General features: G+C 30.7%; 22 protein-coding genes and 1 tRNA gene. 6 read left to right on the top strand and 17 right to left on the bottom strand.

Annotated elements, in window-relative coordinates:
- Nucleotides 1-18: 18 nt before the first annotated feature.
- From GvMRE_RS06225 to GvMRE_RS14350, 12 genes are all read right to left on the bottom strand, one after another.
- Nucleotides 19-840, bottom strand: coding sequence for a hypothetical protein (locus GvMRE_RS06225; protein WP_147410379.1), 822 nt, complete (start codon nucleotides 838-840; stop codon nucleotides 19-21).
- The gene (locus GvMRE_RS06220) at nucleotides 776-1,582 is read right to left on the bottom strand and encodes a hypothetical protein (protein WP_147410378.1); all 807 of its coding nucleotides are present in this window, start codon (nucleotides 1,580-1,582) and stop codon (nucleotides 776-778) included. Before GvMRE_RS06220 ends, GvMRE_RS06225 begins: the two co-directional genes overlap by 65 nt.
- Before the next feature lie 66 nt (nucleotides 1,583-1,648).
- The gene (locus tag GvMRE_RS06215) at nucleotides 1,649-1,960 is read right to left on the bottom strand and encodes a hypothetical protein (RefSeq protein ID WP_147410377.1); all 312 of its coding nucleotides are present in this window, start codon (nucleotides 1,958-1,960) and stop codon (nucleotides 1,649-1,651) included.
- Nucleotides 1,961-1,975: 15 nt separating this feature from the next.
- The gene (locus GvMRE_RS06210; RefSeq protein ID WP_147410376.1) at nucleotides 1,976-2,158 is read right to left on the bottom strand and encodes a hypothetical protein; all 183 of its coding nucleotides are present in this window, start codon (nucleotides 2,156-2,158) and stop codon (nucleotides 1,976-1,978) included.
- 382 nt (nucleotides 2,159-2,540) lie between these two features.
- On the bottom strand, nucleotides 2,541-3,119 hold the full coding sequence (locus tag GvMRE_RS06205; protein ID WP_147410375.1) for a hypothetical protein: 579 nt from the start codon (nucleotides 3,117-3,119) through the stop codon (nucleotides 2,541-2,543).
- Between the two features lie 133 nt (nucleotides 3,120-3,252).
- The gene (locus GvMRE_RS06200; protein WP_147410374.1) at nucleotides 3,253-4,020 is read right to left on the bottom strand and encodes a hypothetical protein; all 768 of its coding nucleotides are present in this window, start codon (nucleotides 4,018-4,020) and stop codon (nucleotides 3,253-3,255) included.
- A 117-nt stretch (nucleotides 4,021-4,137) separates the two neighbouring features.
- A complete protein-coding gene (locus GvMRE_RS06195) occupies nucleotides 4,138-4,650 on the bottom strand; it encodes a hypothetical protein (protein ID WP_147410373.1) in 513 nt (170 codons plus the stop codon).
- Complete coding sequence (locus tag GvMRE_RS06190; protein WP_147410372.1) at nucleotides 4,628-5,056, bottom strand: hypothetical protein; 429 nt, start codon at nucleotides 5,054-5,056, stop codon at nucleotides 4,628-4,630. Before GvMRE_RS06190 ends, GvMRE_RS06195 begins: the two co-directional genes overlap by 23 nt.
- 91 nt (nucleotides 5,057-5,147) lie before the next feature.
- Nucleotides 5,148-5,495 (bottom strand): hypothetical protein, encoded by a 348-nt coding sequence (locus tag GvMRE_RS06185; RefSeq protein ID WP_147410371.1) that lies wholly within the window; start codon nucleotides 5,493-5,495, stop codon nucleotides 5,148-5,150.
- Entirely contained in the window at nucleotides 5,479-5,823 is a 345-nt protein-coding gene (locus GvMRE_RS06180) for a hypothetical protein (protein ID WP_147410370.1), read from the bottom strand. Before GvMRE_RS06180 ends, GvMRE_RS06185 begins: the two co-directional genes overlap by 17 nt.
- Before the next feature lie 162 nt (nucleotides 5,824-5,985).
- Nucleotides 5,986-7,272, bottom strand: a complete 1,287-nt coding sequence (locus GvMRE_RS06175; RefSeq protein ID WP_147410369.1) for a coiled-coil domain-containing protein — start codon at nucleotides 7,270-7,272, stop codon at nucleotides 5,986-5,988.
- A 65-nt stretch (nucleotides 7,273-7,337) separates the two neighbouring features.
- A complete protein-coding gene (locus GvMRE_RS14350; protein WP_147410368.1) occupies nucleotides 7,338-9,914 on the bottom strand; it encodes a class I tRNA ligase family protein in 2,577 nt (858 codons plus the stop codon).
- 120 nt (nucleotides 9,915-10,034) lie between these two features.
- Between GvMRE_RS14350 and GvMRE_RS13600 the strand changes: the two genes are divergently transcribed.
- Nucleotides 10,035-10,280, top strand: coding sequence for a hypothetical protein (locus GvMRE_RS13600; protein WP_172575290.1), 246 nt, complete (start codon nucleotides 10,035-10,037; stop codon nucleotides 10,278-10,280).
- A gap of 75 nt (nucleotides 10,281-10,355) precedes the next feature.
- Here the strand turns inward: GvMRE_RS13600 and rnc are convergent, their stop codons facing one another.
- Genes rnc through tilS form a run of 4 tightly spaced genes read right to left on the bottom strand, consistent with a single transcriptional unit; the run spans nucleotide 10,356 to nucleotide 15,603 of the window.
- Nucleotides 10,356-11,000 carry a ribonuclease III gene (gene rnc, locus GvMRE_RS06165; protein ID WP_147410367.1) on the bottom strand — a complete coding sequence of 215 codons (645 nt, stop codon included), beginning with the start codon at nucleotides 10,998-11,000 and terminating at the stop codon, nucleotides 10,356-10,358.
- A 9-nt stretch (nucleotides 11,001-11,009) separates the two neighbouring features.
- Nucleotides 11,010-12,623, bottom strand: a complete 1,614-nt coding sequence (locus GvMRE_RS06160; RefSeq protein ID WP_147410366.1) for a YitT family protein — start codon at nucleotides 12,621-12,623, stop codon at nucleotides 11,010-11,012.
- A gap of 20 nt (nucleotides 12,624-12,643) precedes the next feature.
- Nucleotides 12,644-14,623 carry an AAA family ATPase gene (locus tag GvMRE_RS06155; protein ID WP_147410365.1) on the bottom strand — a complete coding sequence of 660 codons (1,980 nt, stop codon included), beginning with the start codon at nucleotides 14,621-14,623 and terminating at the stop codon, nucleotides 12,644-12,646.
- Nucleotides 14,624-14,661: 38 nt separating this feature from the next.
- Entirely contained in the window at nucleotides 14,662-15,603 is a 942-nt protein-coding gene (gene tilS, locus GvMRE_RS06150) for a tRNA lysidine(34) synthetase TilS (RefSeq protein WP_147410364.1), read from the bottom strand.
- Between the two features lie 72 nt (nucleotides 15,604-15,675).
- On the opposite strand from tilS, the gene GvMRE_RS06145 reads away from it, so the two are divergent.
- Nucleotides 15,676-16,929: a hypothetical protein gene (locus GvMRE_RS06145; RefSeq protein WP_147410363.1), complete on the top strand. Its 1,254-nt coding sequence runs from the start codon at nucleotides 15,676-15,678 to the stop codon at nucleotides 16,927-16,929.
- A 166-nt stretch (nucleotides 16,930-17,095) separates the two neighbouring features.
- On the opposite strand, the gene GvMRE_RS06140 is transcribed toward GvMRE_RS06145, so the two are convergent.
- Complete coding sequence (locus GvMRE_RS06140; protein ID WP_147410362.1) at nucleotides 17,096-17,863, bottom strand: hypothetical protein; 768 nt, start codon at nucleotides 17,861-17,863, stop codon at nucleotides 17,096-17,098.
- 71 nt (nucleotides 17,864-17,934) lie between these two features.
- Between GvMRE_RS06140 and asnS the strand changes: the two genes are divergently transcribed.
- The 4 genes from asnS to GvMRE_RS06120 all read left to right on the top strand — a co-directional run bounded on the left by asnS (nucleotide 17,935) and on the right by GvMRE_RS06120 (nucleotide 20,497).
- A complete protein-coding gene (gene asnS / locus GvMRE_RS06135; RefSeq protein WP_147410361.1) occupies nucleotides 17,935-19,359 on the top strand; it encodes an asparagine--tRNA ligase in 1,425 nt (474 codons plus the stop codon).
- Nucleotides 19,360-19,658: 299 nt separating this feature from the next.
- The gene (locus tag GvMRE_RS06130; protein WP_147410360.1) at nucleotides 19,659-19,994 is read left to right on the top strand and encodes a hypothetical protein; all 336 of its coding nucleotides are present in this window, start codon (nucleotides 19,659-19,661) and stop codon (nucleotides 19,992-19,994) included.
- Between the two features lie 88 nt (nucleotides 19,995-20,082).
- Nucleotides 20,083-20,418, top strand: a complete 336-nt coding sequence (locus tag GvMRE_RS06125; protein ID WP_147410359.1) for a thioredoxin family protein — start codon at nucleotides 20,083-20,085, stop codon at nucleotides 20,416-20,418.
- Nucleotides 20,419-20,421: 3 nt separating this feature from the next.
- Nucleotides 20,422-20,497: transfer RNA gene (locus tag GvMRE_RS06120), tRNA-Glu, on the top strand.
- The last annotated feature ends 46 nt before the right edge of the window (nucleotides 20,498-20,543 follow it).

Raw genomic sequence — 20,543 nt, 5'->3', positions numbered from 1 at the left:
TTTTAATAAAAATCCTTTTTAACACTCGTGTTTTTTTACTGCTTTTGCCATTTCTTTTTGTTCTTCAACTTTTAGATACTTTTCAGTTAATTCACAATTATAAGTTCAGCCACAGCGAGGACAAATTGCTTTTATATAGTTGTCTTTTTTTTCTCCACCTTCTCATTGAAATCCTTTGTTTTTCAATTCTTCCATTAGTTCAGTTTTGGCTTTGGGAAAATCAGTTCCTAAAAGTGAAGGCTTGTTTCTGTCTTCCCAAATGCTTTTAAGCGTTCCCTTTTCTGCTTCTTTGTCTTGACCTCAAGTTAGGTATTTTCAACTGAACGGAAAGTAATCAAAATATTTAATATCTTTTTTATCAGCGGGCAATTGAATTAAAGGAAGTTTAATTGGTTTTCATTCTTCTTTATCAACATCTTCACAACAACCAATGGATTGAAAATAAATAATTGCTTTATCATCTTTTACTTCTCCAAGGATTTCAATATATCCATCGGCTAATTCGCTTTGGAGTTCCCTTAAAAGAACTTCGTTGTGATGACTATATTCTTTATCCTCAATAACATGATAACCCCTTTTTTTTAGTTCACTTCTTCAAAAATCAACCAACGCTTTTTCTTTTTGTCGCTCATCCATTTCTTTCGCTTTTTCTCGGTTAGGATAAATTTTGATATATTTTCCACATTTTTCACAAAAAAAATTGGCTTGAATTATATCTTTATTGCTCAAAACATGATATTCCTTTATTATTGCTTGGCAACAATCTGATAAAAAACTATCTTTTTCGGCAAGTTTTTTCTCTCCCTTTATTAGCAACAAAATCCTCTTTCTTCAAATCACTAATGCTAGTTTTAATTAACAATACTTTCTTGTGATGTTGGTTTTCTACGGCCAGATAATGAGGGGCACAAACAATAATATTTGGAATACTTTGGGAAGCATTGCTACTTTCAACTATACTTTTACAAATATTCGGGTTATCATCAATTACAATATCAAAATCAGCAGCATTTTCTTTTATTCAGTCGGCTTTATTGGCTCCTTTTCCTTCACTATCAAAACCAATCAATTCAAGAGAGCAATTGGTGAACCTACCAAAAGTTTCTTTAAATATTTGGTGTTTTCGCGGGTCTCCGTTGGGAAACTTCTTTCTATCATAAGCAGATAAAAAGACAAGTTTTTTCACTTTGTTTTCTTTTATCAGTTTTAATAGCTCTTTGGCAATGGTTAAGAAAGGGGCTTGTTGGTAGAAGTCAGGAGAGTTTTTGATTTCTTGTTGCTGATTTAATTTTTCGGTGTCTTCATCTAATATTAAGCGAGAACCATAAGGAGAATAATTAATTCAAGGTTCTTCTTTTCTGGCTCAAAAGACTTCAAAATATTTAGAAAAGTCAATTTTCTCATCAACATAACCTTCTTTTTTTTGTTTTTCATTTAAAGGAGTTAACCATAAAGCATAAGGCTCGTGGGGTTGAATTACTTCATCTCAGTCACAAACGATTTTTAATTTCTGGGTATTATCTTTAAAGTGAGAATAAAGACAATTAATTATTTTTTTCTTTTCGGTTAGTTGCTCATTCATAAATTTATTTTTTCTGTCATTGATTATTCGTTTATTTTTGTCTAGTTTTTTTGATTTCAGTTGCCATTAATTTCAAACTTTTAGTAATCAAATCACGAAATCTACTAAATTCTTTGCTAATGTTTCAGGGCTAATTGACTCTTTTCAAACATGTTTAGGTGTTCCTACTAAAACCCCATCCTCTTGAATATCTCTCACAGTGACTCAAAAACATTTATCACTACGACTTCCACAATCACTATTATTGCAGACAGAAATAGAATAAGTGGTTTCGTTATAAGCATCAAAAGGAGATACATCATGATAAACTTCTTTCTCGACTATTTTACCTCAGCAGTTAGTTTTTGGACACTTTTGGTTTTCTCGATTTCTATTCATTACTTTGATTTGATTTTATGTGTTTTTTTTAATTATCAATAAATCTTTTAATTCTTTTTCGGTTAAATCTCTTACTATTCTGTCTTTCTCTTGTTTAGTTCATCGACGAGCATCCTCAATTTGTTTAGCAGTTCGCATATCATCAGTATCTTCGTGGTCTTTAATTTTATCGATCATGTCTTCAACTCGTTGTTTCATTTGTTCTCAATGTAGTCGCTTTTTTGAGTAAGTGATATTCTCTCTCTCTCTCTCTCTCTCTCTAATTTAGTCTTGTTCTTTTTTCCATAGCAAGCACAGCAATTACCAGAATTAGGATTATAATTACCGCAACCCAAACTATCACAATTTAAACAGTCGAGGCAGAAATCATAACCACTATTGTGGAACATTTGACAATAACAACTCCCGCATTCTTTCAGTAATACTTAAAGTTGTCCTTGCTCTTTGATTTTATACATTATAATAATGTATAATAAAACTTGCTGAACAAAATTCTCCGTACGAACTTCTACTTTTTTTGAATTTTCAGCAAGTTGGACTTATAAGTTGATGATAATTTTCATACAAATCACTAATTTTTTTATCCTTGCTTAGGAAAAAGTTCAATTTTTGCTTCTAACTCTCTTTGCTCATATTCTCTAAAATGTTCTCTTAAATCAACTAAATCAGCACTATTATCACTTAATACTTCTTCTGGCTTTAACTTTATTTCATCTCGCAAGTAAGCATAAAACTCAGGTTCTTGGATGGCTTGATTTTGGTCATTAGGAGCATGAATATTTATTCAGTCAGTACACTCCTCATAAGTAAAACCATTATCCTTTCATTTCTGAATTAGTTCAGGCGTAAAGTTAGAGTTAATGTTTTTTCAATCTTTTTCTTTTTGTTTAGTTTTTGCTTGAAGCAAAACGCTATTAATCTCGCTTCCTAATTTGCCATTATTATAACTATCTCTTAATTCTTCTATCTCATCAGAGTCTATTTCATCAGGAGTATAATCCTTGTTATTTTTTAATCAAAAAGCAAATTCAGCATCGGCAGGTTCTAAACAAGCATTTTCAATTCATTCTTGGACTTGATAGCGATTAAAGCGGAGTTCTTTTCACTTCTTTTTTAGTTCTTTCGTAAAATCTTGATGAATGTCAGTTCAATCAGTCATATTTATTTTTTAACTCTATTAAGAGAAAAATTAAGTTAATTGTTTCAACACGACAAAAATACCCTTGGCTAAATAAGCAATTAACTTTGTTTTTTTTGTTGTTCTCATTCGTGACGATATTAGTTTCTAACTATTAATTTCTCTTTGATGATCAAGGATTATTAACTTGAATTTGAGCTTGAAGTTGTTGTTTTTCTCTCCTTTGTAATCTTTTTCAACTGCGAATAGTTTCAATTTTGTCGAGATAATCATTAAAGTCAACAACATAAGTTTCCTCGGCAGCCCAATCTTCCATTGTCTTTCCCTCATCGAGACTTACAAACTTTGCCAAGGTCTCTTTTAATTTGTCTACTCCTGATCCTACTCGTCCAAAATTACCAAAACTAAAGGCAAATAATTTCTTGGTGGGTAAATATTCTAAACCACTGTTAATATCAGTAGCATTGATATCTAATTCCTCTAATTTAGTAAGAAATCGTAAAGGACACAAAGAACCATTTCAACGATTATAGATACCTCGATTTATTCTTTCTGAATCATCAGTCCCCAAAAATAAAACCTTTAAGTGACGAAAACGAATGAATTGTCTTAAATCACGAGCTTTAAAGTTATTATTAGTTAAATAAATTCTCTCTAATTTTGGAGCCCGAATAGGTCAAACCACTTTTTCTAATAAATTATTATCGGCATGAACTTCTTCCAAATCTAAACAATGAGTTAAATCCAAACGAGTAATAGATTGGTTTTCAATAGTTAGTTTTTTTAAATTAGGAAAAGTTGACAAATCTAACTTGCCTTTTAAAATATTTTGATTGTTTTTGGTTATAATATGTAATTTTTTAACATTAATTTGCTGATTATTAGGAATAACTTTGTCTAACCATTTTTGAGCATTAATCATGATATAAATTTAATTTTACAGCAAGTTTTTATAAAATAATTTTCTTATCACTTTTGTGATTTTTAACTTTTTTTATTCTTTTTTGGCATGAATTTATTAGTTTACTACAAACAAATTTTACTTTTTTTGCTCCAATTGTTCTAAAACTTTTTTCTTTTGCTCGGCAAAATAAACTAATTTCTTTTTTTCTTTTTCTACTAAATCAGCAGGAGCCTTTTTAACAAATTTTTCATTATTTAATAAACTTTGGGCTCGTTCATATTCGGCTTGAAAATAACTTAATTTTTCTTGAAGTTCTTTTTTTAAATCAGTTTTTTGTCTGCGAATTTTTAAAATCCCAAAGGGTTTAAGGTCAATAATATAAAATAATTCTTTTTCTTTGGTTTCAGGCAAGTTAAAGTTAATTTTACTTTTTGCTAAGGGAATTAAAAATTGATTAAAATCAAATGAATCATCCATTTTCTCTTTTCATTCTTGGGTTAATTCACCATAAACTTCAACTTGATTTTTAATATCTTGTTTTTGCCGAAAGGAACGAATATTTTTTATTAATAAAAGCAAAAAATCGACCATTCAAGTTTTTTCAAAATCTCTTAAATCAATTTTTTTATTTTCTAGTGGTGCCGGCATTTATTTTTGTTTTCTTTTCTTTACAATAATAAAATAAGCCAATTAAAATTAAACTGATAATTAAAATCTCTCCTATAATTAAAATTCACTCACCCTTACTTATGCCATTGTTATTATTAACAGGTTTTGGTTTTTCTTCTGGCACTTTTTGATTGCCACCACTATACTGCTTAATATTTTCTTCTCTGATAACCTGATGAGGAGGATTAGAATCAAACTCCACAATGACTACTTGATGATATAAATTACCGTATTCCGGGTTCTTTAAAAAACAATTAAAGCAGACTTTTTTATGCTTACTATCATTAATGTGGTAACCTAGAAAAATGTATTTATATTTAGTGTCCTTAATATCACAACCACAGTCTTCACACTTAAAATTTTTTCAATCTCTGTCTATCGCCATATAAATAATTATTTTAAAGTTAATAATTTTTGTCCACTAATTTGACGGATTTTCCTACTTTTCCTTTTTGGCTGAGAATGCTATGTCATACTTAATCGATAGGGTGAATATTTCTAATTCATAAATGGTTATTAGTTCCATCTTTGAACCAGAATCAAAGACGATATCTTTGGTTGTGATAAGTTATCTCTCATTTATAAACTTTTCTTTTGCCACGGTACTTGGTAGACTCCAATCCTCATCCGTTCAATTTCTCTAATATTTCTAAAACTAATTCATTCGTAATCCATTCTCGATCGGATTTTTGTTGGTAGTGGTCGGTAATAGTAATCGCAATTATTTCACTTTTGTTAAAAGTAAGTCTTAATCCATAAGTTCGTTGTCATTCATTATCTTTTGGGCTAAAATGCTTATCAACTAATCTAAATGGCTTTGGCATGAACTAATTTAGGTTCTAAAATTACTTTTACTTGAACTGGGTCTAACAATTTGCTCGCATATTCTACCAGTCTATCCAGAGTAAATTCCTCAATGTGGCAAAAAAGAATATCCTCGGTTTCGGCTTTACTTATTCCCATCTTTTCGGCTACTTGCTCGCGAGTTAAATTATTCTTTGATTTATAGCCCAATATTTCTTGACAAATTTCAAACTTGGCAACTTGTAAAACCGTGGGGTTTTCGGGCAGAGCGTAATTGACTTCTCGATTATTCTTGGGGTCTTCAATTTCTTTTAAGTATTCTTTAAATGATTTTTCTTTTTGGTTCATATATAAAACTTTTAAACTTACCTTAAACAACATAAGAACATGTTGTTAACAATAGTTATATTTAAGTTTTTAACAAAACCAATAAAAGTTAATATTATAACCATGAAATAAAATCTTTATTTTACCTCTTATCCTCTCATTTTGCCAACTTTAAAAAAGAATTTAATGTCTTTCTTTATTCTTCTTACCCATCAAATAAGCAATAACTATTCCACAAATTACCAACAATATTCCACCAGGAATTACTACATATAGCCAATTAAATTTATTGTTTTGATTATTAGTTGTTTGACTATTGCTTTGCGAATTAGAAGAATTAGTTTTATTTTTTAATTGCTTTTGGTGATTTTTTTTTTGGTCTAATTCAATTTGAGTATCCTCTTTTTTCTTTTGTAAACCGGTTATTTGCTGTTGAATTTGTTGTTCATCAGTGCTGTTGGCTGAATTTGTATTTTGTTTTTCTGATAAACTTTCAATTTGACTTTGTAATTCAGCAAGTTTTTGGTTAAGAGAGTTGATTTCACTTTGTAAATCTTGGATTTTCTTTTTATCTTGGGAGTTTTGAGGGTTGTTTGCTGGCCTGTTAGAAGTACCACCGAGTTTTTTTCTTTGTTCTTGGACGAAAGATTTTAATTGTTCGTTGGCTTCTTTCATTTCTTTAATTTTGGCACTTTTATTTTCTATCTCGTCGGAACTATATACTTTTTCGGCTCAATTAAGAAGATTGGGAAACTCGTCGGCGATTTTTTGTAAAAAGTTTAATTCTTGGATAGTGGAAGGAAAAAGATGGGATGGAAGGTCTTTTCCTTCGTTCACTTCTTTAACAAAACTCAAAACTGACAAAGTAATGTCACCAAAAAACCACATTTTTTGATTTTCAGCGAATTTGCTTTGCAATTGAGTAGACCCCGAAATAGAGTCTGCTTCATTATATAAACTTTCAACATCTTGCCAAGTAGTGGTTTTGTCGTTAAATTGTTCTAATTTGTCTTTGATGTTAGCAAATTTTCTGGCTACGGGGATTAATTCCCAAGCAATTTTTATACCTTCTTTGGTTTCGGAGCATTTACTATCACTAATAATCTGCGGGTAATATTTATTTACCGCATCAATATTTTCTAAAACCTCTTTACAGTTCTCTTCCAATGAATTTAAATCTTCATTAGTGCAAGCAAATTTGCCTTCCCCTATTTCATTGATATAAACTTTGTTAATTATAATAAAAGTATCAAAGATTTTTGCTGCTTGTTCTTTACATTCATTAGAAATATCCTCTTCTTCAATGCTTTTAAATTTTGTTTTGGCTTCATTTCATAAGTCTCTGTTTCACTTTAAAGAAATTATTTTGCCTACATTTCTTAAAAGTCGAAGATTTATGTCGCCTAATTCTAATTCAAGTTTTTTATTTGCTAATTCTAGTTTTCGTTCTTTTTCTCGGTCATCTACCATGTTATTATTATTTTTTACTACTACTACTACTACTACTACTACTATTTATTGACTTTTTTATAAACTTAAACTAATAACTTTTGCCTGCTAACTCTTTGATAAAGATATTCGGTAACAAAAGGAATAAAAGGATAAAAGTATGCTAATATTTGTTGATAAACATAAAGTAAAGTTTTTTTTGTTGCTGGACTCCAAGCAGTTATTTTTATTAATTCTAAATAATCATTACTTAATTTTTGTCAAGTAAAATCAATTAGTTTTTTGGCTAAAAGGCTGGTTTCTAATTTTTCACTATGTTTAAAGCAATCTTTTTTTAATTTTTCTAATTCAGTTAAAATTCAAGTGTTAATTATTTTTAATTCTTTATTATTTTCCTTGTTTAGTTCAGTTTCTAATTCCATGATTTCAATTTTTTTTAATTCTTTTTCCTCTAATTTCAAAAGTAGAAAATTACCAATGCTTCAAAGTTTTTGAATGAAATTATAAGCACCTTTAATTTTGCTTTCTTCAAAAATTAAGTCAGAGCCAAGAATATTATTTTCTAAAAGAAATAAACGCAAACTATCAGCACCATATTTTTCAATAATTTCTTCGGGCTCAACGCCATTACCCAAAGATTTTGACATTTTACGTCCTTGACTATCGCGAATTAGACCATGGAGATAAATATTTTGAAAACTTGGCTGATTAGTGAAATAGTAACTTAAAAGTATCATTTTTAATACTCAAAAAAATAAAATATCATAACCAGTAATTAAATGAGTAATAGGAAAATGTTGTGGATTTGGTTGGGGAAACTTTTGTCCCTGGTTAATAGTAGTTATCGGTCATAAACCGCTGGAAAATCAAGTATCTAAGACATCTTTTTCGGGTTCTCATTCCTCAATGGGTAACGGCGAGTTTTTGCCAACATAAATTTCACCGGTTTTCTTGTGATATCAAGCCGGAATTTGGTGTCCTCATCATAACTGGCGAGAAATACATCATTCATGAGTTTTTTCTTTTCACTCTTTAATAATTTGTTGAAAACGAGAAGGGTAAAAATTAATTTTACTTAAAAAATCAGGATTTTTAGTTTCTATCCTTTTAATTAATTGTGGTAAATCACAAAACCATTGCGTAGAAAGTAAAGGTTCAACGGAAACACCGGTTCTTTGAGAAACTGCTAAATTAGTTTGATAAGTTTCAATTTTTGAGCAAATGTTCTTTTCTTGTAGTTCTTTTACTAATTCTTGGCGAATTGATTGAGGTTCTTGTCCTTGTCATTTTCCCGCTAAGTCATTTAAATTTCCGTTCTTATCATAACAATTAATTAGAGGTAAATTATATTTTTTGCCTAATTCATAATCAAAAAAATCATGACCCGGGGTGCATTTTAAAACACCAGTGCCAAAGTCAATAATTATTTTTTCATCGGCCAAAATAGGAATAATTTTTTTCGTTACTGGGTGCTGAACTTCCTGACCAATATATTTTTGATATCTTTGGTCTTGGGGATTAACAAATAAAGCAACGTCGGCAAAAATAGTTTCCGGACGGCTAGTAGCAACCAACAAATAACTATTTGATGATTGCTTTTCTACTTCACCATCTAACATTTTCAAGTAATCTGATTTATGAGAAGAAGTAGAATAAGAAAAATACTGTGCGTATTCATGTGCTTCTTTGGAAGTTTTGTCTATAAACTTAATATCCAGTATTTTTCCTGATTCTTTATTTTGTATTTCGCTAGAATATTCATTAGTTCAATAAAAATAGCCTTTTCACTGTTGATTTTTTATTCATTTATTATTAAAAAGAAAAATTCGTTCTTTAACTTTTTTTAGTTTTTCAACTACTAAATTAGTTTCTTCGAACACTTCTCTTTTAGCGGCTTCTTCCAAACTTTCGCCTTTTTCTACTTTACCGCCAGGGGCAGTTCAGCCTCACTTTTTGTCTTTTACTAGCAATATTTTTCCTTCTTTGTTTTGGATAATTGTTCGAACAAAAACGAATTCATGATTAGTATTTTTTTCTTGTTTTGTCTGCGGATTATCATTGCTATTTAGCAGAGTATATTTTAAATAATACAACTTGCTTTCACTAGGTTTGTGTTCTACTTCAATATCCGAAATAACACTTTTTAATTGGGGGTCTCAATTAACTAGTTTCTTGTCACGATAAATTAAATCATCATTGTATAATTGAATAAAAGCTTGTTTTACTTGCTCTTGAATATTTGAATCCAAAGTAAATTTAGTATTTTCATAATTAACGAATAATCCTAGTTTCTCTCACTGTTGAAAAAAGACTTTTTTAGTTTGAGGATACCAAGTATTTAAAGTATAATTTTTTTTTTGTTCGATAGTTTGAAGGTTAGAAATGTTTAAAGATTCAATTTTTTTTTGAGTAGCAATTCCGGCATGGTCTATGCCAGAAATTCAATAAATTGGTTGGCCTTTTAAGTAAAAATAACGCACTAAAAAATCTTGGGGAATTAAGTCTAAACAATGGCCTAAATGTAAATTACCAGTAATGTTTGGTGGAGGCATTAAAAGCGAAGCAGAGAAATTGTTGTTTTTAGCAGTTATTTCTTTTCAATAACTATAATTTTCTGCTTTTTCTGTGAAATTAAAATGATATTTGGTTGGTAATTTACTCATTAATGAATCTATTTATTTATTTTACTTAATATTGAGAAACTAGTTGGTGGTAATTATCGTAAAACTGAGCATAGATGTAAATTAGTTAGGAAGAGTAATTGTTAATAAATAAAAAAAAAGTTGAAAGGTGATGGTAAACGAAAAAGATTTAAAATCACAAATAAAATTTGCCAATCAATTAAATATCTTGAAAACTTACGAAAGTTTATTTTAGATATCAGTTTGATAGAAGATTACTCAAAGTTATCAAGCAGAGTTTGATGATTGTTAATATCCTGTTCTGAATATGAGCCTGAAAGGGATGAAGAAAACACCGAAGAACAAAAAAATGATAAAAGTGAAAAAAAACAAGAAAGTAAAAATTAACAATAGAAAACGAAAGAGAAAAAATTAGTAAGGATTGAAGAGAATTCGAGTTTTCTACAAACAGTTCTTTGTTAATTATGAATCTTTTTTTTCTATTTTTTCTAAAGCACAGCGGGCGGCTTCCTGTTCAGCATCTTTTATGCTTTTTCCTTTTCCTTGAACACAAAGTTTTCCTAAACGTGCTTCCACAGTAAATAGATTTTCTTTTTTGTCCCTTCATTTAACTACTGTATATTCTAAATGGTCTTTTTTGGCTTGGCAAATTTCTTGCAATTGGGTTTTATAGTCTCATACTTGGTCTTCTTTACCTTTAATTCAAGTGAAAAGAGTTGAAGTTAAAAATAATTCAACAGTTTTGGCTCCTTTTTCCAAGTAAAGTGCTGCGATAAAAGACTCAAATACATCTGCTAAGATACTACTATTTTGTTTAGTTCCCTTTCCTAGTTTAAGATATTTGCCCAAACCAATTCCCTCGCTTAACTGAGCTAGTGTGCTTTCTTGAACCATAAACTGTTTCAATTTGCTCATTTCTCCTTCGGAATAATGAGGATAATTTTGGTAAATATAAAGGCAAACATACATACCTAAAATGCTATCTCCTAGAAATTCCAAAGTTTCATAATCAGAGATTTTTTTTTCTTTGTTTTCGTTAACAAAAGAACTGTGAGTAAAAGCTTGCTGAAAAAGAGGTTTAAAATTTTCTCAATCTTTTTTTTCCATACTTGGTTTTTAGTTAATTTCACTAATGAAAAAGATTACTTTAAGGTCTTGTAAATCTTGTTGGAGCAAATAATATCCTCATTTAGTCAAAGAACAACTAACGATGTAAACAATTTTTTCTTCACTCGTTTTTTGTTCGTAAAGGTGACTAACATAATAAACTGGTTTGAATTCTTTTAATAAAGCGAGGATTTTGTCTAATTTGTCTCGAGAATTAGTTTGCACATTTAAAATCACCTTAATATCTTTGGGAAACATTTGGCTAATCAAAAAGGCTGAGAGAAAAATGTAAACCAACGTAGCTCAAAGTTTTTCATTATTGGTCACGTATTTTACATATCCCTTAAAGTAGCCTGTTGGAGTTTTCTCATAAATTTCTTTTTCGTTTTTCTCTTGACGTTTTTTGAGATAGATTAAGTACTTTCTTGTTTTTTTATTTTCTGGTGAGGATGTTTCTTTTTCCCTTTTGGCAATTTCTTTTTTTAGGGCATTTCTTAGTTCCTCTCTGTTCATTAGGTGCATTTTAACTTCTTCCTCGGGATAGTCTTCTATATATTCGCTTCCTATTTTGAGTTTTAAGTAGGTCGTAAGCGGAGCATTTTCTTTTTGGAGAGCGAGAATTTTTTGTTGGTTTTGGTGAATTTTTTTTTCATTTTTTTGTTTGATTTCAGGGTCTTTTTCTTGGTTAATTTCCTTTTCTAGTTCAGAGTTTTCTTTCTCTAAATCATTCTTAATTTGGTATTTTTTTTTTCATTTTTTGAGAACCTGGTCTAAATCTTCTTCCGCATTAAGAAATTCTTTCTCAGAGGCGTTGTTTTTTCCTCAAAGATAAGTTTTTAATTCAGCTTTTTTGACTTTTGGATTATCATCTATGCCAAGAAAACTAATGACGGTAATCAAAAAGACAACCAAAAAACCAAAGAATTTAAAAAGAACACCGAGCGAAACTTTGGCTTTTTTTTTACTGGAAAGGTGAGCAGTAATAATTTCTAGACCACCAGGAGTGGCCCGAGCCTTAAAGATTAAACTATAACCATAGGTATGAATTAAAGAAGCTAAAAGAGCAATAGTAACATAAAAAGGCAAGGTAAACCCTAATTGTTCTCGACCAAAGCCTCAACTTTCGGGTGAAAAATTGTTGAACATAAAAGTGCTTAAATTAAGTTTGTCAAATACTTTGCTCCAAATTAATTGGGCCAAAGAATAAACAAGAGCCGTGGATAACATTTCTAATTTTCCCTGAAAGAAACGTCGTAAAATAACGATAATCAATAAATTAATTAAAAAAGCGGTACCAAAAAGAAAAAGAGTGTTATTGGCACGAACTCCTTCGTTATATCCTGACAAAAGATTAAAAATTGCTTGCAAAAGACCATTCAAACCACTATTATAAATACCATTTGGGCTTAATAAGAGGGTAAAAGCCAAGGTAGTGAAAAATGCGGCAAAAAAAACTATTCCCAGTTTCACCAAAAAACTAAGAGTTTTTTCTCGTTGCCTAACTTTTTTTCTTTTGCTGTCACGGTGTAAAGAACGAATAATGTCTCCGTATCTTTTTCAAACTTGGTAATCTTTTCTGGGTAAATCTTCAGCGGGAACTTCTATTTTTTTCTTTTTTTTCATTTTTCTCCAATTTGTTTAATTTATTCTAGCAATACTTGTTCGGGCAATCTTTCATTAATGAAAATATAATAAATTTCTTCCCGATGAAGAGTATTTTTAGTAATTAAGGCTTGAGCTAGTAAATCAAGGGACTTTCTTTTTTCTTGTAAAATCTGGCGAACTTTTTGCTGACACTCACTCAGAATTTTTCACCGTTCATTTTCAAATTTTTGCCTTGCCGCTTCCGACAATTCGTTTAAACTTTCCTCCCCAAAAAGAGGAGAATCTTGGGTAGCAATTATTCCTAAATCAGACATGCTATAACGCAAAATCAAGTCCCGGGTCAACTCGGAAACTCTTTTATAATCAGAATAATTTCCGGTAGTAACATAACTAGTGCCGAAAACTAATTCTTCACTAATTCGACCACCTAAAAGGGACATAATCTGAGCTAAAATTTCCTGTTTGTTGACTAAAGTGTCATCTTCTTTATTTCGTAAATCAATCCAAGTATAACCGCCAGCGGTTCAGCGAGGAATAATAGTAATTTTGCGAACAACCAACTCGGGAAGAGTTAGACCCACCACTGCGTGCCCGGCTTCATGATAAGCGACTAATTTTTTGGTTTCGGGGGTCAGAACTTGACTTTTTAAGGCTGGTCCCATTAAAACGCGGTCAAAAGCTTCTAAAAGAATGACCTGACTAATGGCTTTTTGGTGATAACGAACCGTTAAAATCGTGGCTTCATTAAACATATTCATAATTTGGGCGCTGCTCATACCCTTGGTCATCGAAGTTATTTCTTTTCAATCCACATCAGCAGTAAATTGTTTTTTTCTGGCGTATAAACTAATAATTTCTTGACGAGCTTTAAAGTTAGGAAAAGGAATATAAATGTGCCGATCAAGGCGACCAGGTCGTAAAAGGGCTGGGTCAAGAACATTTAAAGAGTTAGTGGCCGCCAAAAAAATTACATTTTCCCGTGGAGAAAAACCGTCTAATTCATTAAGCAATTGGTTCAAGGTTTCGTGATGAGAGTGAACTGATTGGTGGCGTTTACCAGCAATGGCGTCAATTTCGTCTACAAAGATAAAGCAACCACCTCTTTCTTGGGCGTATTTTCGGGCTAAAGCAAAGGTATTGCGAACATCAGCTGCTCCCCAACCGATGATTCCTTTTTCGAACTCCGGAGCGGAACGATAAATAAAAGGTAATTTACACTCTCCTGCTAAAGCTTTGGCTAAAAGCGTCTTTCCGTTTCCTGGTGGTCCCACTAAAAGGACACCCTTAGGGACTTGGGCTCCTCGTTTTCAAAAAACCTGAGGATTACGAAAATAAGTAATAATTTCTTGTAATTCTTCTTTGGCTTCGTCCAAACCGCCAATGTCCTTAAATCTAACTCCTGAATCGTCAGTTACGTCCGTTCTTCGACGGCGAGAACCCGAGAAAGAAGCAAATTTACTGATTAATTGTCCGCCTAAAATAAAGTCAACAATTAAAATAACTAAAAGAGTCATTGCTACTTTACCCAGCAGGTCAGGGAGAAATTTTTTATCCGGATGGAGTCAATTGTTATTCTCGGGAATAACTAATCTAGTTGACAATACTTTTCCTTCTCAGTCAATTGCAATTTTTTTTGGGTCTGCTTCCCAAGCTTGGTCAATTTCTTCGGGTTTGATTTCACTCAAAGCATAATAACTAGTTCCCCGAATTTTGTCTCACAAGTTGGTATTTTTGGCTTTTAAAGAATATTCATAGCCGCCCAGATTTTTATGAGTATATATAATTGGTTGGTCAAGGTCAAGGTTTTCATAATCTTTTTTTTCTAAGCCGGTGATTAGTATTTTGTCCTCTTTTTTCACCAAACGGAAAAATTTTCGCTTGTCTTGTCATAATCAACTCAATAAAAAAAAGAGTAAAATAAAGAAAATGACCGTGAGGTAAAAAGGATTATTTTTAAATCAGGCTCAAAGGGAAAATTTCTGTTTTTTTTTGATTTCTAGGGATTCTTCTTGGTTCATTTTTAAAAAGTCGGATTGCTATAATAAATTTTAAACTATTACTTGCTGAAACTTAACTCTTTTTTTAAGACCGCCCAAGGAAAATTTTTGCTGATTTGGTAATCTTTACTGAGAATAATGTTGATTTTTCTTTTTTTGCTGATTAATTGCTTGTTAATTTCAGGTCAAATCGGCTTTTTTCGACTGACAAAAGCATTATTTGTATTTTTATTTACCCAGTAGTAAAGCAATCTCAGTTTCAGTTCAGGAGAATTAGTTTGTCAAATTTCCAAGTTTAAAGATGAATTAAAAATAACTTCCTTAATTTGCTTTTTCAAAAGTAGTTTAGTTTTTTGTAATTCTTGGTTTTTTAGTTGAATTTCTTTTAATAATTCTTTTTTTTTTAGGGGAAAATCAATTAACTTTTGGCGGGTAATATTGCGTTGATAAATTGGCAAGTAGTTAGTTTTATCAATAATATAAGGAATGTTATTTTGGTGTAAATACTGGCAAATTTGTTCTTTGCTGAGACTAAGTAGTGGACGCAAAATGTAAATACTTTTTTTTTTATTCTGTCAAGGGATTTTTGGTGCTAATCCCCAATTTTCGACCAAAGTTTTTTTTTCTTTTTGGAGTAAATAAGTTTCTAAATGGTCGTCAAGGTGATGAGCAACAATAATGTATTTAGTTTGTTTTTGTTGTGCTAATTGCTGAAAAAAGTCATAGCGTTTTTTTCGGGCCCAAGCTTGAAAGTTTTTTACTTGGGAATATTCTTGGGGCTGAACTTGGTAAGCAAAAAAAGGCAAATTTCATTTTTGGCAATATTTTTTTACTAATTCCTCATCTTGGTTGCTTTCTGCCCTTTTGTGATAATTAACATGAGCAACAACAAAATTAAATCCTAAAAGGTACATTTTATCTAGTAAAAACATACTATCTGGTCCTCCTGAAATTCCTAAAATGTAAGTGAGTTTTTTATTGAGAATTTTTTCATTGAACATTTATTTGTCGCTTTAGCACAATTAAATTATTTTTAATAATGACTTTTTAGTGTATAACAAAAAATTAGTAATATGCTTTGGCTAAAAAAAAAAACTCGCTTACGCAACAAAATAATTATTCATTCTTTTTTTTCTCAACTAGCCTGGAAAGTTTTGGGCTGGGCTATTTTAGGGGTCGGTTTGGCCCTTTGTGGAGGTTTTTTTGGCAATAAGGAGTTTATTTCCCAAGACATTTTTGGAAAAGTTTACCAAACCTTAACTAGAAGCCAAGGTCAAAGTTTACACAAATTTTTTTTAGGGGAAAATTTATCTGACCGGCAAAATTTATTACTTTATGCTTTGGTTTTTATCTGAATAATCATTTTGCTAAATATAATTGTTCTTTTAATTAACTTGGGTTTAAGATTACGAGACAAATATATTGAAAATAACAAATTTTATCTTCACAATGGGGGGATATTTTTTCTCAATAGTTTAGCCCGAATTGCTAGTTATGTAGTGCTTACTCTTTGTTTTATCAGTGCCCAAACTTTAATTTTAATTTTGCTTTTTATTTCTTTTTATACTTGGTTTTCAGCAAAAACATTTAATAAGCCACAAACAGAGAACTTTTTGCTTTGACAAGACCCTTTGGTTCGCAAAATAGTAATTTGTTCTACTGTGGTTATTCTCTTGCTGCCCTTCGTCTATGACCGAGTTGAAACTGCTCGCCAACAAATCAGCGAACAAGCCAGTGAGGATAGCTTTTCTAAAATAGGAAATTTAATCAAAAATTTGGTTAACTCTGTGCCTTTAGTCAAAGTGATTTTTGATTCTCTTACCGAACTAAGTAGTTTTATTCACTGAATAGTTTTAATTTGGTTTATTCGCACCGTGATTCTTAACAGAATTAGCGAGTATAGCGATTTTTGAAAGGATGTTGACAAGATTACTAAGCAAGCTACTGATTTTAAGCAATTTTACTATTACCAAAAATTACTGAGTGAAGCAAGTATAACCAGCAGCAAGCCTGATATACCTACTCAAGTCAAAAAATTGATTATTTTGGGGGATTACGGGTTTCTTCAAATTACCCCACGATTTCTTAAAAAAGAATACTTAGAAAGAGAGTTAAAAAAGCAGGAACACGAAGATATTTTAAGAGAATTTAGTAATAAAATTAAAAAAATCATTGAGTTTATTAACTTTTTACCTAGCCACTTAAATCCGACTGGAAATAACCAGTATCTCCAAAGAGAAGCCAACTTCCTTACTTTTTGTCTTTTCAATGAGTTTCAAAGTTCTGAGGAAATTGAACATACTAAACAATTGATTTTAACAAGTTAATTTTTTGTTAATAAATTAAACAATCTCGCTATTTTCTGTTTTTTTTAAAACAAAGAAAAAAGAATAAAGTGGTCAATGCTAAATAAGATTAAGCAGTATTGGTAGGTTTATCTATGCTCCAAACTTTAACATTTGATTGGTAGGCAAAAAAAATTGATTATTTTGTTTAATTAATCTCTTCATTAACCAAGGAGAAAAGTTTCTTTTTTTTCACTGAATAAATTGTTTTTGGAAAGTATCTTTTTTTAACTCTCAGCAATAAATAAAGGGATAATCAAAAAATAAAGAGGCTAATCGTAATTCAAAACAGTAATTGAATAATTTCTCCTTTTTCCAAATAAGCAAACCACCAAACAAAAAACTTTCTGAAATAATAAGGAGATTCAAAATAAACTGGATTAATAGAAAATCTTCGCAAAAGGTTCGTCAAGAAAAAGACTGCTAAAATAGAAGTGATAATGAAAAAAGCCGGAGAAAAGACCTTTTTAGTATTATCATTAAAGTCAATTCTTTTAGTTTTTATAAATTTTAAAAAGTAAATTAAAGCAACTATTGGAGCAAAATAATGCCAAATCAGAATATAAGTTCACCAAAAAAGACTTGATTTTGTTTCCAAATTTCCCATAATTAAAAAACTGGTAGTAAAGATAATAATAGTGGCTAAATTGCTCGCCGGAACCACTAAGTCAAAGTTTCCTCGTCCTTTTTGCTGATTGGATTTTATGGCTTTTATTTCCCTCAAGTTATAAATAACAGTAATTATTGAATTTCAAACACACCAGTTAATAGTAAAAAATTCAAAGATAAATTGAGAAGGAGAAGCAAAAAGTTTTGTTTGATAATAAAAAAAACAACAAATGCAAGGCAAAATATTAAGAACAACGCCACTTATCAAATAAAATAGTTTATTTTTGCATATTTTGCTAAACTTCATACTAATATTTTTTGCCATTTTCTAAAAAAGCTTCTTTTATTCTTTAAGGAAAAACACAAAAATTTAAATAAATGTCTCACTTAACCATCGCTGAAGTTTACCAAAAAGCTCGGGAATTAATTCAAAAATTAAACCAATTAGAAGAAAAAAAAAATCAAGCACTAAAAGAGTTAGCAGAAACCGAAATAGAGGTTCGGGGCTGGGTAAAGTCAGTTCGTTTTCAAAGCAAAATTTTTATTGCCTTAAATGACGGTTCTTGCTTACAAAATTTACAAATTGTTTGCTCTTTATCCTTATTAGAAAAAGCAAAAAGTGCTAATTTTGGTAGTTGTCTAACAGCAAAGGGGAAACTGGAATTAACGAGCGAAAGAGCCCAAATTTGTGAATTACAAGCCAAAGAAATTATTGTGAGCCCGGTTGCATCTGGTTATCCTCTCCAAAAAAACAAAATTCCGCTGGACGTAGTTCGCAATTATCCTCATTTAAGGGCTAAAACTAATTATTTTTTAGTTCTTTTTCGTCTCCGTCATAGTATTAGCAAAGCCATCCATGATTTTTTTCACCAAGAAAGATTTTATTATATCTCTACTCCCATTATTACTAGTAATGATACCGAAGGAGCCGGAGAAACTTTTAATGTTACTACCAATGAAATACAAAGTACTGCCGGAGACCAAAAAGAACCTTTTTTTTCAAAACCGGCCAAATTAACGGTCAGCGGACAGTTACAAGCCGAAGCCCTAGCCCAAGGATTAGGTAAAGTTTATACTTTTAGTCCTTGTTTTCGGGCTGAAAAATCTCATACTGCTCGCCATTTAGCCGAATTTTGAATGGTTGAGCCAGAAATGGCTTTCACTAATTTAGTAGAAATAATTGATTTAGCAGAAAAGATGGTAAAATATGTAATAAATTTTGTTCTTGATAATAATAATGCTGAATTAAAATTTTTAGAAAACTACGATAAGGAAAACAAAAAAGAGATAATTAGTAAATTGAAAAATATTGCTACTAATTATTTTAAGAGAATTAACTACACCCAGGCTATTGAAATATTAAAAGTAAGTCAAGAAAACTTTGTCTTCAACGATATTAAATGAGGAATGGATTTACAATCCGAACACGAAAAATATTTATGCAATCATTTTGATAAACCCGTTTTTATTACTAACTACCCAATGGATTTAAAAGCCTTTTACATGAAAAATAACCTTGATGGAAAAACTATTGATTGTTTTGATTTATTATTCCCCGAAGTGGGAGAATTAATTGGTGGTAGCATGCGGGAGGATAATTACAATATTTTACGAGAAAAAGCCCAAAAAACAAAACTAGACACTAATAATTTATCCTGGTACTTTGATTTAAGAAAATATGGTTATGCTCCAAGTGGCGGCTTTGGTTTAGGTCTAGAAAGATTATTAATGTTTCTAACCGACACAAAGAACATTCGTGATGTAGTTCCTTTTCCTCGTTATCCTCAGCATTTAGAATGCTAAAAAATAGATTAAAAGTATCTCGGGGTTTTCTGAGAATGGAATTAATAACCTATATCGCGACAGTGTAGGCATGGAATGAATATTATTTACACAAACAACAAATTAGAAAAAGCCAACAATCTCAAAAAGAAAATAAAAATCTAAAATAACAACTCTAAGCCCACCAAAACTGTCAAACAGAGAAAAATCAACTTCAAAATCAAATTTATCAGTCAGAATCTTAATTTTGTGGCAAACAAGTTTAAAATATTTGAGTGTTAGAAACTGAATTTAAAAAAATAGTGTAAAAATATAAATATATGAGTAACGATAACAAGGATAAAAAAGAAAAAGTAATCAAAACAAATTGAAAAGATAAAGATGGTAATAAATACAAAATAGAAGTGAAAGAAGGCGAAAAAAAAGAAATTTCGTCGGAAAAAGGCAAAGATAATAAAGAAGGCCCTAAAATTACTGTTGAAGGTGTAAAAAGAGGATTTTTAAAGCACGAATTTAAAGTAAATGGTAAAGATGAATCAAGTCAAGCAGGGGGAATCTGGGTCCTGGTAGGCGGCGGCGTTGCCCTTTTAGTAATTATTATTGGCTTAGTTATGTTCCGCAAAAAGAAAAACAAGAAAGAAGAGGAAGCATTATAAACAGTTATCAAAATATTTTGAAAGAGGAATTAGAGGATTCTTTTTTTTTCTTCCAAACTTTTATTTACCAAAAGAGTAGTTAAAAAACATGTTAGATGATTCAGCAGACCCAATTAGTTCATTTTTAAAAAACGACAACTTGCAATTGTTCAAAAAAAGCAATCAATACCCATTAATAATAAAGTTTTCTGCTAAGTGGTGTGCGCCTTGTCGCCAACTACAAGAAGAAATTAATAAGTTGCTAAAAGAAAATAAGGACTTATTATTTTTGGAAATTGATATTGAAAAGCATTCTTCTTTAGCACAAAAACTAAATATTATGAGCATTCCGACCACTTTTCTTTTCTTTCAAGGGAAAATAATTAAAGGTCCGCAAATCGGAAGAATGGATTTGTCACAATTAAAGAAGTTTATTAGTATTTAATTTGGCCCATTGAGTTGTAGTGGTAACACATCTCCCTTTCACGGAGAAGCCATGGGTTCGATTCCCATATGGGTCACCAATTTTTGTTTCCAAGAAAAATGTTAACTATATTTAATTACGCGGGG

This window comes from endosymbiont GvMRE of Glomus versiforme (genome assembly GCF_003546845.1).
The sequence above is the reverse complement of the archived record's forward strand: the minus strand, read 5'-3'. Positions and strand labels throughout refer to the sequence as shown.